15 protein-coding genes are annotated in these 14,760 nt (G+C 63.0%); 6 read left to right on the forward strand and 9 right to left on the reverse strand.

Features of this window, described 5'->3' with window-relative positions:
- Window positions 1-103 precede the first annotated feature (103 nt).
- Window positions 104-529: a copper resistance protein NlpE gene (locus tag NGK62_RS30060; RefSeq protein ID WP_251881755.1), complete on the forward strand. Its 426-nt coding sequence runs from the start codon at window positions 104-106 to the stop codon at window positions 527-529.
- Window positions 530-613: 84 nt separating this feature from the next.
- Complete coding sequence (locus tag NGK62_RS30065; RefSeq protein ID WP_118934338.1) at window positions 614-1,351, forward strand: ABC transporter substrate-binding protein; 738 nt, start codon at window positions 614-616, stop codon at window positions 1,349-1,351.
- A 70-nt stretch (window positions 1,352-1,421) separates the two neighbouring features.
- Here the strand turns inward: NGK62_RS30065 and NGK62_RS30070 are convergent, their stop codons facing one another.
- Window positions 1,422-1,754 carry a zinc ribbon domain-containing protein gene (locus NGK62_RS30070; RefSeq protein ID WP_118934339.1) on the reverse strand — a complete coding sequence of 111 codons (333 nt, stop codon included), beginning with the start codon at window positions 1,752-1,754 and terminating at the stop codon, window positions 1,422-1,424.
- Between the two features lie 10 nt (window positions 1,755-1,764).
- Window positions 1,765-2,994: a formamidase gene (gene fmdA / locus NGK62_RS30075; RefSeq protein WP_059379964.1), complete on the reverse strand. Its 1,230-nt coding sequence runs from the start codon at window positions 2,992-2,994 to the stop codon at window positions 1,765-1,767.
- A 340-nt stretch (window positions 2,995-3,334) separates the two neighbouring features.
- On the opposite strand from fmdA, the gene NGK62_RS30080 reads away from it, so the two are divergent.
- Both NGK62_RS30080 and NGK62_RS30085 read left to right on the forward strand, forming a co-directional pair.
- Window positions 3,335-4,423, forward strand: coding sequence for a glycosyltransferase family 9 protein (locus NGK62_RS30080; protein WP_240633426.1), 1,089 nt, complete (start codon window positions 3,335-3,337; stop codon window positions 4,421-4,423).
- A 37-nt stretch (window positions 4,424-4,460) separates the two neighbouring features.
- Window positions 4,461-4,820, forward strand: coding sequence for a hypothetical protein (locus NGK62_RS30085; RefSeq protein WP_118934343.1), 360 nt, complete (start codon window positions 4,461-4,463; stop codon window positions 4,818-4,820).
- A gap of 28 nt (window positions 4,821-4,848) precedes the next feature.
- Here the strand turns inward: NGK62_RS30085 and NGK62_RS30090 are convergent, their stop codons facing one another.
- On the reverse strand, window positions 4,849-6,333 hold the full coding sequence (locus NGK62_RS30090) for an aminotransferase class V-fold PLP-dependent enzyme (RefSeq protein ID WP_059379967.1): 1,485 nt from the start codon (window positions 6,331-6,333) through the stop codon (window positions 4,849-4,851).
- A gap of 108 nt (window positions 6,334-6,441) precedes the next feature.
- Between NGK62_RS30090 and NGK62_RS30095 the strand changes: the two genes are divergently transcribed.
- Both NGK62_RS30095 and NGK62_RS30100 read left to right on the forward strand, forming a co-directional pair.
- Window positions 6,442-6,915, forward strand: a complete 474-nt coding sequence (locus tag NGK62_RS30095) for an Lrp/AsnC family transcriptional regulator (RefSeq protein ID WP_251881757.1) — start codon at window positions 6,442-6,444, stop codon at window positions 6,913-6,915.
- Window positions 6,916-7,121: 206 nt separating this feature from the next.
- The gene (locus tag NGK62_RS30100; protein ID WP_118934345.1) at window positions 7,122-8,279 is read left to right on the forward strand and encodes a porin; all 1,158 of its coding nucleotides are present in this window, start codon (window positions 7,122-7,124) and stop codon (window positions 8,277-8,279) included.
- Window positions 8,280-8,424: 145 nt separating this feature from the next.
- Here NGK62_RS30100 and NGK62_RS30105 read toward each other — a convergent pair whose 3' ends face one another.
- The 6 genes from NGK62_RS30105 to NGK62_RS30130 all read right to left on the reverse strand — a co-directional run bounded on the left by NGK62_RS30105 (window position 8,425) and on the right by NGK62_RS30130 (window position 14,201).
- Complete coding sequence (locus tag NGK62_RS30105; protein ID WP_118934348.1) at window positions 8,425-8,787, reverse strand: winged helix-turn-helix domain-containing protein; 363 nt, start codon at window positions 8,785-8,787, stop codon at window positions 8,425-8,427.
- Between the two features lie 26 nt (window positions 8,788-8,813).
- Window positions 8,814-9,122, reverse strand: coding sequence for a DUF4148 domain-containing protein (locus NGK62_RS30110; RefSeq protein WP_251881759.1), 309 nt, complete (start codon window positions 9,120-9,122; stop codon window positions 8,814-8,816).
- A 132-nt stretch (window positions 9,123-9,254) separates the two neighbouring features.
- Complete coding sequence (locus tag NGK62_RS30115) at window positions 9,255-9,917, reverse strand: class I SAM-dependent methyltransferase (protein ID WP_251881761.1); 663 nt, start codon at window positions 9,915-9,917, stop codon at window positions 9,255-9,257.
- A gap of 327 nt (window positions 9,918-10,244) precedes the next feature.
- Window positions 10,245-11,678 (reverse strand): energy transducer TonB, encoded by a 1,434-nt coding sequence (locus NGK62_RS30120; protein WP_251881763.1) that lies wholly within the window; start codon window positions 11,676-11,678, stop codon window positions 10,245-10,247.
- Window positions 11,679-11,682: 4 nt separating this feature from the next.
- The gene (locus NGK62_RS30125) at window positions 11,683-13,413 is read right to left on the reverse strand and encodes a molecular chaperone HscC (protein ID WP_251881765.1); all 1,731 of its coding nucleotides are present in this window, start codon (window positions 13,411-13,413) and stop codon (window positions 11,683-11,685) included.
- 113 nt (window positions 13,414-13,526) lie between these two features.
- Window positions 13,527-14,201, reverse strand: coding sequence for a class I SAM-dependent methyltransferase (locus NGK62_RS30130; protein ID WP_118934354.1), 675 nt, complete (start codon window positions 14,199-14,201; stop codon window positions 13,527-13,529).
- Between the last annotated feature and the right edge of the window lie 559 nt (window positions 14,202-14,760).

A 14,760-nucleotide genomic window follows, 5' to 3' on the forward strand; every position in this document is an offset into this window, starting at 1 on the left:
TAGCGCATGCGCGGCCGCGACCGGCCCTTGCGCTTTACATCCCGTTTCAGCACAGCCCCGTTACTGTCCGTATCGTGACCGGTTTGCCAAACAGGAGCTCGCCATGATGAAAACCACCCTGACCTGCGCCCTGACGCTAGCCCTGCTCGCCGGCTGCGCGCCCACCCAGCCCGGCGCCGGCGGTTCCGCCCCCGTCGACAGCCACACCGCCCGCGATTCGCTGGACTGGGCCGGCAGCTACGAGGGCACCCTGCCCTGCGCCGACTGCCCGGGCATCCGTACCCGCCTGACGCTCGAACAGGACGGCCGCTACCAAAGACAGACCCAGTATTTGGACCGCCAGCCGCAACCCGAGGTCGTCACGGGTTCATTCAGCTGGGAGTCCGACGGCAGCACCATCCGTCTGGATGCGTCCGGCGACAGCCAGCGCTACTTCGTCGGCGAAAACCAGGTGACCATGCTGTACCGCGACGGCACCCGCCCGACCGGCCCGCTGGCCCCCCACTACGTGCTGCGCCGCGCGCAATAAGGCATCGCGCAACGCGCGCGCTTGCGGCTATGCTTGCCGCAACATCCGCGCCCACGCGCGGGGCCCTCTCCGCCCAAGGAAACCATGAAGACCGACCACGAGCTGCTTTCCGCCTTCGCCCCCACCGGCGCGCTGCGCGCGTCCATCAACCTGGGCAATCCCATCCTGGCGCACGCCGACCCCGTCACCGGCCAGGCCGGCGGCGTCTCGGTCGACCTGGCCACGGAACTGGCGCGGCGCCTGGACGTCCAGCTGGAGCTGGTGGTGTTCAAGTCGGCCGGTGAATCCGTCAACGCCGTGGCTGCCGAAGAGGCCGACGTAGGCTTCTTCGCCATCGATCCGCTGCGCGGCGCGCAGATCGCCTTCACCGCGCCCTACGTGGTGATCGAAGGCGCCTACCTGGTGCGCCAGGATTCGCCCATCGCGAGCATGGACGAGGTCGACCGCAAGGGCCAGCGCGTGGTGGTCGGCAAGGGCAGCGCCTACGACCTGTACCTTACGCGGGAACTCAAGCAAGCGGAGATCTTCCGCGCGCCCACCTCGCCCGCCGTCGTCGACACCTTCATGCAGGAAAACATGGAAGTCGCCGCAGGCGTGAAGCAGCAGCTTGAAGCCGACGCGCAGCGCCTGGGCGGTCTGCGCCTGCTGGACGGCCACTTCATGCTGATCCGGCAGGCCATGGGCGTGCCCAAGAGCCGCGGCGACAAGGCCAGCGCCTACCTGGCCGCCTTCGTCGAGGCCATGAAGAAATCGGGCTTCGTCGCCGAAGCCCTGGCCCGCCACAAGATCCAGGGCGCCGCGGTGGCGCCGCTGCAAGCCTGAGCCCGCTGCTCCCGCCCCGCAAAAACAAGGCCCCGCGCAAGCGGGGCCTTTGCACGCCGGCGGCGCGTCCTCAGTGGCTGATCATCCAGGGCCTTGCGCCCGCGAACGATTTCGCCCCATCCGGCGTGGTGCGCGTCTTGCCGGCCGCCTTGCCGCCGGAACAGCATCCGCAGTTCATGCCATGGCCGGAGCGCGAGCTGCGCGGTTCGTGGGCGCTGCGCTCGTTGACCGCGCGCGCCCGGTTCACGGCGGACGACAGCGCCGAGATCGCCGGCGCTCCCCCCAGGATGCGGCCGCACATCACGCCGCATTGCGGGCAGGCGGCGGGATCGCGCCACCTGGCCAGGGGCACCAGCGCCGCAAACTCGCCGCAATCGCCGCAGGCATAGTCATACATGGGCATGGGATGGCTCCTAGCGGTCGCGCGACAGCGGCATGTCCACGCCGCCCTGGATGTGCTTGACGGGGCCGGACGCCGACGGCTGGATGTCGAAGTCGAAGATCTCCGTCGGCAGCCACAACGTGGCGCAGGAGTTGGGGATGTCCACCACCCCGCTGATATGCCCCTGTACCGGCGCGCAGCCCAGCAGCGAATACGCCTGGGCGCCCGAATAGCCGAACTTCTTCAGGTACTCGATGGCGTTAAGGCAGGCTTGCCGGTACGCGACGTTGACGTCCAGGTAGTGCTGCTTGCCGGACTCGTCCACCGAAATGCCTTCGAAGATCAGGAAGTCCTTGTAGGCCGGCGTGATCGGGCTGGGCTTGAAGATCGGGTTCTTGATCGCGTACTTCTCCATGCCGCCCTTGATCAGCGACACGCGCATGTGCACCCAACCCGCCATTTCAATGGCGCCGCAGAACGTGATCTCGCCGTCGCCCTGAGAGAAATGCAGGTCGCCCACCGACAGGCCGCCGCCCTTCACGTAGACCGGGAAGAACACCCGCGCGCCGCGCGACAGGTCCTTGATGTCGCAGTTGCCGCCATGCTCGCGCGGCGGCACCGTGCGCGCCCCTTCGCCCGCCGCCTTGTCGCGCGCCGCGCCCTGCATGGCACCCATGTGCGCCGTCTTCGGCGCGGGCGGATTGGCCAGCGGCGGCACGCGGTTGGGATTGGTGTCGATCAGCGCCTGTTCGCGCCGGTTCCAGGTGTCCAGCAGCTTCTTGTCCGGCAGGCAGCCGATCAGCCCGGGATGGATCAGCCCGGCGAAGTTGACGCCGGGAATATGGCGCGACGAGGTGAACATGCCATGGAAATCCCAGATGGATTTCTGCGCATGCGGAAAATGCTCGGTCAGGAAGCCGCCGCCGTTGTTGCGGCTGAAGAAGCCATTGAAACCCCACAGGCTGTCCGGCTTGGCGCCGATGTCCAGCAGGTCCACCACCAAGAGGTCGCCGGGCTCGGCCCCTTCCACGCCCACCGGCCCCGAAAGAAAGTGCACCGTGGACAGGTCCACGTCGCGGACGTCGTCGGCGCTGTCATCGTTCTTGATCGCGCCGCCGGTCCAGTCATAGGTTTCCAGCACGAAGTCATCCCCGGGCTTGACCCACACGGCCATCGGAATATCCGGATGCCAGCGATTGTGGATCTGCGCGTTCTCGTAGGGGGATTGGGCCAGGTCGACCTTGATGAGGGTATCGGTCATTCTCTTTCATCTCCAACGTAACTTGTTGATAAAACAGAAATTTATATCGACGACCGTGTAATTCGATGGCGCCGTGCAGCGCTTGTAAGTCGTTGATATGTAAAGCACAGTAGGCGAGTTTTAGATAACCGTAAACTGGGTATCCGACCAGTAGCCTTGGCGTCGGACGCAGGCGGCATGGGGCGCTTCCCACACTCACCGCAACCCATGTACCATCACTTCGTCCGGGCGCCATCGCGCATAACTTTTTCGAACATTTAATACAAAACACTACGCGACCAATAAACATACCTCCACCAGACTAATAGATTCGAAGTTCGATATCTTTTTTGAAAATGCAGTGAGCGTATTTTTATTGGATGCCATGCCTGCCGCCTCTTCCGTCTCCCGTAGTACAGCGCGAAATTGTGCGATTTATATTTCCGGCGGCATCGGCGACGGAGTGCTCAGCATGGTTTTTGTCCGAGCGCTGGCCGAACAAGCCGGAGGGACCGTTTCATTGCTGATGACTCAAAATGAGTCAGCACAGGAACTGTTCCGCGCTCAGCCGTACGTGAAGGAAGTCATCTCTCTGCGTTCGGAGAACCGTTTGCGAGGTTGGGAGCGCATCACGCGGGTGAAACAGATACTGGCGGACCGCGCCTACGACAGTCTGTTTCTCTTTACCTTCCGTACTCACATTGCGTTGGCGGCCCGCCTGGCGGGAATTCCGCAACGTATCGGTTTCGTACGCATGCACCAGCCGCATCTTGCAGCGCTGCTCACGCATCGCATCTGGGTACGCCGCAAAGGGACCCCGCACCCTGACATCTATACATGGCTGCCGTTGCTGTATGCGAAGGCGGGCTATCAGTTTGAACCGCGCTATCCCTCGCTGTTCTGTACGGATTCGGCGAGCAGCAAGGCCATGCAGTTCTGCCATGCGCAATCCCGCACGATTGGATTCGGCTTGAATGGTTCGATACCCTGTAAACGCTATAGCGGCAGGGCTTTTGCGCAAGTGGCGCGCATCTTGCATGCGCGGGATGGCGGACTGCGTTTTGTATTGGTGGGCGGCAGCGATGTCCAGGACATTGCACAAGAAATTCGCAGCTTGCTACCCGAATCCATAACTTTGTTGGATGCGACGCAACAGGCCAAGGACATATGCGATAGCCAGGCACTGATCGCGAGCTGTTCGGTGTTTGTCTCCAACGACAGCATGGGCATGCACATTGCAGCGGCCCACGGAATCCCGACGATAGGACTGTTCGGCGCCACTCCCGCATTGCGGTACGTACCCTGGTTGTACCCGGTAGAGGCCACAGTAAAAGGCGACATGGCCACCATCGCGCCGCAGACAGTGGCCGAGGCGATCTGGAAGCATCTGGCGACAACGGATTCGCACGGAGCTGCCGCTCCGGCGGGCCGATGCTCCCCCCAGTTATGATGCTGCCCATTCAGTCGCATTCCCAAGGTATCCCCGCATGGCCGTTCTTGACCGCCGCTCCCTCGCCATCCTGCTCCTCTGCGCCGCCAGCGCCCCCGCCGTCGCGCAAGACTGCGTTGCGCAGGTCCAGGCGGAGCAGGCGCGCATCGACCGCGCGCAGGACGTGCAGCGCACGCGCGAAGCATCCAACGATCTGCAATTGAATCGCGAGCTGTGCCAGGGCCGCCTGGACCTGCTGGATGCCAGATACGCCCTGGTCGACGACTTCGAGGCCTGCCGCCGCAAAGGCGTGGAGTTCCCGGCAAAGATGGCGCGCGCGCTAAGCGACGCGTCCGAGGAATTGGCCGACAAAAAGGCCGCATGGATCAGAACCTGCGGCCTGCACATGAAAGACTGAGCGGCCCGCCAGGCGGCGGGCGCATGGCTCAGGCGGCCTGCTTTTCGGCGCTGTGCGGGAAGAAAATCGCACGGCTCGGATCGAAACCGTAGCGATGCTCGAACTCGGTCGCGTCCGCGGCCAGCGCCAGCACCGAATCCAGGATGAAATCGGCCTTCTCGTCCGGCAGCAGCACGCTGAAGTTCAGGCGGATGAAACCTGGCTTTTCCATTTCCCGGCCATCCAGGATGGCCTGGCGCATCTGCTGCGACTCATCCGCGCCGATATCCAGCAGGCGATGCACATAGGGTCCCGCGCAGGCGCAGCCGCCGCGCGCCTGGATGCCGAAGCGGTCGCTCAGCATGCGCGTCACCAGTTGCTGATGCACGAAGCCGCCGCGGCCGTTGCGCACCCGGAACGAGAAGATCGGCAGGCGTGCCGCCGTCAGCGAACCCAGCAGCTCCAGCTGCTCGGCGCCCTGCCACCTGGCCAGCGCGCGCTCTACGAAGTGTTGATTGCGCTGGCGCATGAACTCGGCGCCCAGGGCTTCCTTCACCAGCAGCACCAGCGCCGCCCGGATATCGCCCACCACGTTGGGCGTGCCCGCTTCCTCGCGCGCTTCCAGGCTGCCGCTGTAGTCGTGGCCCGCGGGCGAAACGAAGCGCACCGTGCCGCCGCCGGGCCAGGTGGGCTTGGTGTCCAGCACCGCGTCGCGGCGCACGATCAGCACGCCCGACGCGCCCGGACCGCCGATGAACTTGTGGGGCGAGAAAACAATCGCGTCGATCGCCGCGTCGGCAGCAGGCGTCATCCGGATCGTCAGATAGGGCGCGCCGCCTGCGTAGTCCCACAGCATCTTCGCGCCAGCGGCCTTGACGCGCCGGGTCACTTCCGCCACGTCCGCCACGATGCCCGTCACGTTCGAAGCCGCCGACAGCGCGCAGATGACCAGCGCGCCCTCCCCGGCTTGCAGCGCCGCGTCCAGCTGCGCCAGGTCGGGGCCGCCTGCCGGGCTTTCCGCCAGCTCGACGATTTCCGCGCCGCATTCGCGCCACGGCAGGATATTGGAATGGTGTTCGTAGGGGCCGATGATGACGCGCACCTGGCGGCCCGCGGCGATGGCCTCGCGCACGCCGAACAGGTGCACCAGCCGGTTGATGCCAGCCGTCGCGCCCGACCCCGCAAAAATCACGGCGTGCTCATCGCTCGCGCCGCAGCACCGCGCAATCGCCGCGCGCGCCTCGCGGCGCAACCGGGTAATGAAGCCGCCGCAGTAGGAAGCCTCGGTATGCGAGTTGGCGTAGTACGGCAGCACCTGCTCAAGAATGAAACGCTCGACCTGCATCAACGCCCGGCCGGACGCCACGTAATCGGCGTACACCAGCGGCTTGACGCCATAGGGGCCATCTACCACCGCATCCTTGCCGATCAGCCCTTCGGCCAGCGCCGCGGCGACGTCGGCCGTCTTCAGGCTTTCTAGGAATTGCTGCAACGGCGTGATCTTGGCGGGGGTCGTTTTGGTAGGCGTATTCATGTCGGGGATGTTCCTGGGCACACCGAAATATCATACGATGGAAAGAAATTTGAAACCTCACCTAAATTTTGCCTAAAACCTCATAAATTGGGTCATTTGATCTTTTAAATGGAAAAAATAGATAAATTTGATCTGAATATCATCTCCTGCCTGCAAAAGGATGGCGCGCTGTCGCAGCGCGAGCTGGCCGATCGCGTCGGGCTGTCGCAAAACGCCTGCTGGCGCAGGCTGCAGCGCCTGAACGCCTGCGGCATCATTCGCGGCACCCGCGCCGAGGTCAATCTGGTCGAAGTGGGGCTGGACCTGACGGTATTCGTAATGATCCGCACCAGCCACCACGCCAAGGCCTGGGCCGACGGATTTCGCCAGCACGTGGAACGCCTGCCCGAAGTGACAGAGTTCTATCGCATCGGCGGAGACTGGGACTACCTGATCAAGGTGGTCTGCCGCGGCATGGCCGGGTACGACCGCTTCTACCAGAAGCTGATCACGGATTTCGAGCTTTCCACGGTGACGGGGTTCTTCAGCATGGAGGCCATCATCGAGAACCGGCCGCCGGATCTGGGGGGATTGGAGGGATAAGGCAGGCGAGCATGGCGCACGGGACGCCCGACCCATGCGGACATGACAGAACCGTGACGGCGGGACGATCGGATTTGTAATTCCAATGACCGCGGATTGTCGGGCGACGGCCTGCACACTGGCCCCGCCAATCCGCCAGAAGACATGGTTCCCGTGGCTTCCGGTCGGTAGACGCATATCGATCTTCCCCGCTCACGGAGTCCCCCATGAAAAAGCTATATGCCGCGGCGGTCGCCACGGCACTGTCCGGCGCCGCCTATGCGCAGCCCTCTTCCGTCACGCTCTATGGCCTTATCGACACCGGCATCGGCTATGCCAACGTCGATGGCGCCTACACCGATCCCGCCACCGGCAACCGCACCCGCGTCGACAGCAGCCGTATCGGATCCACCACCGGCACCACCGCCGGTTCGCGCTGGGGCCTGCGCGGCAAGGAAGACCTGGGCGACGGCCTGTACGTGCTCTTCCAGCTGGAGTCCGGCTACGACAGCCGCAACGGCAACTCGTTGCAAAGCGGCCGCCTGTTCGGCCGCGAAGCCACTGTGGCCCTGGGCAGCGCCGACTGGGGCGGGGTACGCCTGGGTCGGCAATACAACATTGCCTCGCGCTACTTCACCGGCATGTTCGGCTCGTCGTTCGGCGGCGGCTTCAATCAGTTGAACACCGGCGCAGGCCTGGGCTTCAGCTCGGCCAACTTCGTGCGCTACGACAACCTGGTCGTCTATGAAACCCCGTCGATGGGCGGCTTCACGGGCGCCATCGGCTACGCCTTCAACGCCGACGACCGCCGCCTCGCCCAGACCGGTTTCGCCACGGCCGACAACACCCGCGCCATCTCGGCCGGCCTGCGCTATGACAACGGCCCCATCATGGGTTTTGCCACCTACGACCAGCTCAATGCCTCGAACAAGCTGAGCCCAAGCCAGACCGACGCCACGCCGCGCTCCTACATCGTCGGCGGCTCCTACGACTTCGAAGTCGTCAAGGTGGCCCTGGCCTACAACCGCATGAGCGATGGCTGGTTCGCAGGCAAAGGTTTCCCCAATGGCGGCAGCATCGGCGGCTTTACCGGCACACCTTCCTACGCCTTCGTGAAAGGCTTCCGCTCGAATGCCTACATGCTGGCTCTGGCCGTTCCCGTCGGCAGATCCGGCGGCGCATTCGCGTCATGGCAGCGCGCCGACGCCAACAGCAAGCAGCTCACGGGCGGTGACGCCGCCAGCAACACCTATAGCCTCGGCTACAACTACAACCTGTCCAAACGGACCGATCTCTATGCCGTGGCGTCCTACACCACCAACTGGGCGTTCCAGGACAACGTCAAGGCGACTGAAGTGAACATGGGCATCCGCCACCGGTTCTAACGCAAGGTTTCATAAGACGCTGTATGCAGGGAATCCCTTGATTGCGCCCCCTCCGCGAAGGGAAGGCCAGATGATCGCCGCGCGCCCTTCCGGCGCGCGCTTTTTCTGATGCCGCGCGGTTGCCGGGCTCGCATGCGTGCGCTGATCACAAGGGCCGCGCCGCCAGCATGTAGCTGCCGCCCCGCATCGTGTGCAGCAGCTTGGGCCCCGGCCCTGCGTCGACCTTCCTGCGCAACCTGCGCATCGCGACCGCAACCGCATGCGACTTGAAATTGCGTTTGTCTTGGATATGCAGCTTCATTTTCCAGACCTGCTCGGCCAGCTCCCATTCCACGCACACGACCCCGGGCCGCTGCATCAGAAAAGCCAGCAAACCGAATTCCTTGGGCGTGAGCTGCAGGAACTGCCGGCCACGGTAGGCGCGGCAGCGCAATAAGTCCAGCTCCAGGTCGGCTAGCTGCAACCTGGGGCTGGACTCGGGGGGATTGATCACGGAGGATTCAGCCACGCCGGGCTCGCCTGCCGCGCCGGCGGCTATCGCCCCGACGCGTTCTGGCGTTGTACTTCAGCCTGGTACTCCGGCCCCGAACGCAGGCGGAAATACTCCGTAAATGCGGCCTTGTACTGCGGGCTGTAAATATCCGGCGTCTCTTCGCCGCGCCAGAACCGGTCCACGCCCGCGCGCTTCCAAAGCGCCAGGTCGGCCAGCACTTCGGCGCGCGTCAACGAGGGACCATAAGGATCGGCCAACCCAGCGGGCGGCGGCGCGGACTGCGCCAGCGCCGTGCCGGTAGCGGCGGCCGACAGCGCCAGGATCAATGCGGCTTTGCGGATAATCTGCATGTTTGCTTCCTATGTATCGTGGAGGGGACTGCACGATCAAATTCTAGGAAAGCGATGCGGACAGAAAGCGGATAGCGGGATTACGTTTTTGAAATGGCGGGCCGGCCTGACGCAGCCCCGCGCTTTCCGCCCCTACCAGGCCAGCCCCTGCTGCGCCAGTCCAAGGCGCCGCGGTCTCAAGAACACATAACAATGCTGGAACCCGTCCGCCACGACGTGGCGCGCGCCCGTCATCCCCGTTATGCCGGGCTCGAATGTCTTGAAGACCTGAAAGCCCTTGGCCTGCTCGACCTTGAAGCTCAGGCGATCGGGCTTGTCGTTATAGCCGAGCACCAACATCCCATCGTCGGCCAGCACGTGATGGCATTCAAACATCAACTGATTGAATGCGTCTTCCGTATCCAGGCCGAAGCCGATCAGTCCGTTAGCGAACACCACATCAAAGCCATGCGGCGGATAGTACGAAGACAGTTCAGTCGCCGAACCCACCACGTGCCTGTTGGGCGGGCCGTAGGCGGCGTTGCGCGGATTCAGGTCTATCGAATAGAAGTCCAGATCCAGCAACCGGTCATAGTGCCAGTTGTGCTTGTCCAGACCGATGAAAAGGCATCTGGCCGCCGGCGCCGCCGCGCCGCGCCGGAAATGTTCATTGACGTAGTCGAAGACTTCTTGCTCCATGAACATCCGGCTAGGTACCCTCAGCCGGAAATCGACGCCTAGCGTCTTGGCAAGAGCCGGAGAAGCCCGGAAAGCCGCCCGCTTCAGGGCATATGATATTTTTTTGATGAACTTCATGATCCCCAAAACCCCGAATAACGCCAATATCCGAGTGGCCTTCCAGCAGGCCATCAGCCTCATTTTTTTGAATTCTAGGTTGGGGCTTTTTCTTCTATCCTGAGTTTTTCTGGACTCGTATTTACCTATTCTTGTAGCGGCATCAGATCGCAGGTCCGGACCTGCAAGACAAGGCTCAAGGCCTCCATGATTCCTGGCGTCCGGCATTCACGTGTTGCGTACTGACTTGGCGTCGCGGGTCGTGAATTGACCGTCCCAGGGTCGATGAGACCCATACTGTCAATCTCCTTTTTTCATCGCAATCTGAACTGCACGTCAGTACCGGATTCAGGGAGCGGCGATCTCATAGCTGAACACAAGCACCGCCTGGCTCGGTACGGCGTTGCCATCCTGGATTGCGGGCATCATTCGCACCCCGCTCGAGGCTACGACGGCGGCCTGATCCAAGGTGCTGTTCCCTGAGGGGAAAATCAGCGCGCTACGCAGCACCTTCCCCTGAACATCCAGCATCACACGTACCCAGACTGTGCCCTTGGCCCCAGCCGACTTGGCCTGCGGCGGATAGGAGAGCGCGGGAGCTCCGGTAATGAACAGCGCCTTGGGCATGGCCATCGGCCATGGCTCAGGCGAGGCCTGACCCGTCTGCGCCGCGGGACATCCCAGCGGTGGCGAAAGCGGAGATCGCACCTGGCACGGCTGAACTTCGGGCGCCGCGCGTTGCGCATGCACGGTCACCAGGCCATTTGCCAATTGCTCCCGGGTCGGCCCTGGCTTCTCGTAGGTCGTGCCGTCGCGCGCGTCCCGGTACATCAAGGCCAATCCCATGACGCAAATCGCCGCAAGCACCATCTTCAGCTTGTTGGCCGCCAACCACCGCAACGCGTTCCGGCCGCGGTCAAAGCGCGCCGAAGCCGTGCGCCATGCCTCGATGCGCGCCCACCCCAGATCCAGCACCGACAAATGAGGCGCAATGCTTAGCAATTGCGCGAAATCCCGTCCATGCCAGTACGCCTGCACAAGATTTGGCTCAGCCCACCTGTGCGCCAACCTCAGGACTGCATCCAAGCGCACACGCAGGGGCGGCGGCAGCTGGCTGTACTGTTCCATCTGGTCCAACAGCATGTCGACCCAATCGGAGAGGTCCTGGTCCTGCGGAAATGGCGCGCTCAGGCCGTTCCAGTCGAACGCCCGGCGCGCGCCATTGAAGAGGGCAAGGCGGCCGTCCGGCTGCAGGCGCATCGCCCGGGCCAGGCTCCAGGCCAGAGCGTCCCTGGCCTCCAGATGGTCTAGCCGGCGGTCAGCCAGGGCGCTAGCGAGCATCTGCGCAACCTCGTCATCGGGCGCCTGCATCAGACGGCGGGTCCAGTGCTCGATACCTGCTTCCAGTTCCTCTCGGGATGGCGGAAACCATTCTGCTTGAACCGCTGGCCCTGGCTCCTGCGCATGCGCTGGCGGTGCTTGCCTCGGGACCGCTTCCATCCCGGACTCGGGCGCGAACTCGGGCGTGTCCCCCGGCGCTGCGTCAGGTCCCGCTTGCGGCGCGTCGGACAAAGGCAACGCACTGCAAGCGGCGGATTCCCCTTCCTCGATCTGTATCTCGGCCCAGGATCGCGCATGCTCGTATGCGCCGCGCAGGATGGCAAAGCCTTCCGGGTCAGCGGCCTGGTCGATCCGCTTGAGCGCCGCCGCATAGGCGCGGCGGATGACCTTCTGGTCGCTGGTGGGCTCGATGCCCAATCTGGTAAAGCTCGCTGCTGCCACGGTACTAGTCCTGTTGCGTGGGATCAAAGCCTGGAGCAAACACGGCGGCCCGTTCAAGCACGTCGACCACGCGACGCAGCCGCTCTGCGGCACGCACGGCAAGCCGCTCCTCCTGGGTTTCCAGCGCCTGTTCAAACAGCACTATTTCGTGGGCGAGCAGTTCGCGGTCATCGCCACGCAGCACCTGGTAGACGCGCTCGGCCCGCGCCACCAAGGCGCGGTTGACCGCCAGTTCCCGAGGATGGATCTTCAACTCGGCCAGTTCGCCCAAGCGGCGCTGGATATCGGCGTCGCTCATCTGCGCGCCGCCGCCCTGGATCACCAGACGTTGTGCCGCGCCGCCTCGCGCCAGCGCAGCCTCGACCTCCAGCAAGCCATTCACGTCATAGGTAAAACGCACGTTGATGGCGCTTTCCAGACGCGACAAGCGCGGCAACGACATGTTCAGAGTGCCTAGCAGGATGTTGTCGCGGACAAGGCGGGACTCCCCCTGGTAGATGTGCAGCTCGACCTCGCCCTGGCCGTCTTCCATCGGCATGTATGTTTCCTGGCGGCTGACGGGCACGATGGCGTTGCGTTCGATGATGGGTGCAAACTGGCCTGGCAGACGCTGTCCGGACGAGGTGGTGCGCGTGGTACTGATGCCCAGCGTGTAGGGGCATACGTCGGTCATCACGACCTCTTCCAGCGCCTGGTCCTTCATCTTCAGTCCCGCCATCACCGCAGCGCCAGCCGCCACCACTTGATCGGGATCCATCTCGGCATTCGGAAAGCGGCCGAACATGCGCGTGACCAGCTGGCGCACCAGCGGCATGCGCGTGGCGCCGCCCGCCAGCACCACGGTGGCAATGTCCTGGCTCTTGATGTTGGCGTCGCGCAATGAGCGCTCAACCGGCATGCGCAAACGCGTCAGCAGCGGCGCGCACAACTGCCCAAGCAGTTCCTGGCTCAATTCGAGCGCATATTCTTCGCCGCGCCAGTCCAACGCAATGCGGGCGGCAGGTTGGGTCGACAACTGGCGCTTGGCGCTTTCAGCCTGCGCCAGCAGCCGTTGCATGAAGCGCCGGTCCTCGCGCGCGGCCGCGGCCCGCGCATGGGTATCGAAGAACTTCTGAACGATCTCATTGACGAAATCCTCGCCGCCAAGGAAGTTGTCGCCCGCCGTGGCGCGCACCTCCATCACGCCTTCGAAGAGTTCCAGCACCGACACATCGAAAGTGCCGCCACCAAGGTCAAAAACCAGGAACTGGGTCTCGTCCTCGCTCTGGTGCAGGCCATAGGCCAGCGCGGCCGCGGTGGGTTCGTTGACCAGACGTTCGACGGTCAGGCCCGCCAACTTCCCCGCGTTGCGCGTTGCCTTGCGCTGCGTATCGGAAAAGTAGGCCGGCACGCTGATCACGGCCTCGGTAACCGGGTGGCCCAACACGGCTTCGGCGTCTGCCTTCAGCGCGCGCAGCACCAGCGACGATAGTTCTTCCGCCCGGAACTCCTGGTCGCCCAACTGGAACAGCTTGTCGCTGCCCATGTGCCGCTTGAACAACGCGGCGGTGCGCTCGGGATGCGTTTGAAGACGCTCTTGGGCGGCCTGCCCCACCAATACGCGGCCATCTTCATCCAGGCTTACGCAGGAGGGTGTCAGAAAGCTCCCCAACGGATTGGGTACCAGGCGCGCCCGGCCGTCCTGCCACAGCGCCGCCAAACTATTTGTCGTACCCAGGTCGATACCGATGATCATGAGAAAAGCCTGTTTCGGTTCCAATAATGCGGGCGCTCCGCGCAAGCGCGAAACGCCCCATGGACCTACGATTAACGGCCAGGAAGGAGAGAAATGTAGCGGGCGCGGCCAGGTCAGGCCGCAGCAACCAGATCCATCTGGCCCGCCGCATGACCCAAACGCCGCGGTCGCAGAAACACATAGCAATGCCGGAACCCGTCCTCCACGATGTGACGCGCGCCAGTCATTCCTGTTATGCCAGGCTCAAAAGTCTTGAAAACCTCAAAACCCGCGGCCTGTTCAACCTTGAAGCTCAGGCGGTCGGGCTTGTCGTTGTAGCCAAGCACCAGCATCCCGTCGCTGGCCAAGACGTGATGGCATTCGAACATCAACTGATTGAACGCTTCCTCGGTATCCAGGCCGAAACCGATCAGCCCATTCGCAAAAACCACATCGAAGCTGTTCGGCGGATAGTGCGAAGACAATTCGGTCGCCGAACCTACCACGTGCCTGCCGGGCGGGCCGTAGGCCGCATTGCGCGGATTCAAATCTATTGAATAAAAGTCGAGGTCCAGCAACCGGTCGTAATGCCAATTGTGCTTGTCCAGGCCGATGAACAAGCACCTCGCAGCCGGAGCGGTCGTTGCGCGCCGGAACTGCTGATTGACATACTTGAAGACCTCTTGCTCCATGAACATCCGGCTAGGCACCCGCAAGCGGAAATCAAGGCCTAGGGTTCTGGCAAGAGCCGGAGACGCGCGAAAAACGGCGCGCTTCAGCGCGTAAGGTATTTTTTTGACGAACTTCATGATCCTCCAGAACTTCAAAAACAAACCCGTATGGCACCAAGTACCAAAGCAGCCCCCGCGGGCCGCCAGCCTCACTTGTTTTTTGTGAGGTCCATTCTTTATTCGAATTCTTCCTTGACCTTGCCGACAGCCGACGAATCGTAGCTATCTCAGCCGGGATATTATTTATTCGAAGATTTTTCAGTCCGATACCGCTATGCCAGCCGCAAGCCGCGCCGCGCCCGTCCAGAGCCTTGGACATAAACGCATTGCGTGGAGAGGATCCTGGCTGGGCGCCCGATGGATGGCTGTTTATTAATTCACCTATCCAGCGTTTCCCCAATGCATCGCCCCGCAGCGCTGCATTGAGACAGGATCTTTGCGTCGTGCCGTTACGGATGGAAGCCAGACGCTATGCCCCATCTACTTATCTCTAACGGCTAGGTATGACCATTCTTAATGGCGTTTTGGCTTTTTTTATTTTTGGTCGAATGGCGCCAAAAATAAACACCGTTCTACTAATTTTCGTGCATATCCAACACCATGCCGACTAACGGGCATTGACAAGACAGTCGCGCCA

It is taken from the genome of Achromobacter sp. Marseille-Q4954, assembly GCF_943737025.1.
Taxonomy (GTDB): domain Bacteria; phylum Pseudomonadota; class Gammaproteobacteria; order Burkholderiales; family Burkholderiaceae_B; genus Achromobacter; species Achromobacter bronchisepticus_A.

Coding starts and splice junctions, on each gene's coding strand:
- NGK62_RS30090 (WP_059379967.1), bottom strand. CDS start 6,333: ATGAATACGCCTACCAAAACGACCCCCGCCAAGATCACGCCGTTGCAG.
- NGK62_RS30110 (WP_251881759.1), bottom strand. CDS start 9,122: ATGCAGATTATCCGCAAAGCCGCATTGATCCTGGCGCTGTCGGCCGCC.
- NGK62_RS30095 (WP_251881757.1), top strand. CDS start 6,442: ATGGAAAAAATAGATAAATTTGATCTGAATATCATCTCCTGCCTGCAA.
- NGK62_RS30100 (WP_118934345.1), top strand. CDS start 7,122: ATGAAAAAGCTATATGCCGCGGCGGTCGCCACGGCACTGTCCGGCGCC.
- fmdA (WP_059379964.1), bottom strand. CDS start 2,994: ATGACCGATACCCTCATCAAGGTCGACCTGGCCCAATCCCCCTACGAG.
- NGK62_RS30115 (WP_251881761.1), bottom strand. CDS start 9,917: ATGAAGTTCATCAAAAAAATATCATATGCCCTGAAGCGGGCGGCTTTC.
- NGK62_RS30130 (WP_118934354.1), bottom strand. CDS start 14,201: ATGAAGTTCGTCAAAAAAATACCTTACGCGCTGAAGCGCGCCGTTTTT.
- NGK62_RS30065 (WP_118934338.1), top strand. CDS start 614: ATGAAGACCGACCACGAGCTGCTTTCCGCCTTCGCCCCCACCGGCGCG.
- NGK62_RS30070 (WP_118934339.1), bottom strand. CDS start 1,754: ATGCCCATGTATGACTATGCCTGCGGCGATTGCGGCGAGTTTGCGGCG.
- NGK62_RS30085 (WP_118934343.1), top strand. CDS start 4,461: ATGGCCGTTCTTGACCGCCGCTCCCTCGCCATCCTGCTCCTCTGCGCC.
- NGK62_RS30060 (WP_251881755.1), top strand. CDS start 104: ATGATGAAAACCACCCTGACCTGCGCCCTGACGCTAGCCCTGCTCGCC.
- NGK62_RS30125 (WP_251881765.1), bottom strand. CDS start 13,413: ATGATCATCGGTATCGACCTGGGTACGACAAATAGTTTGGCGGCGCTG.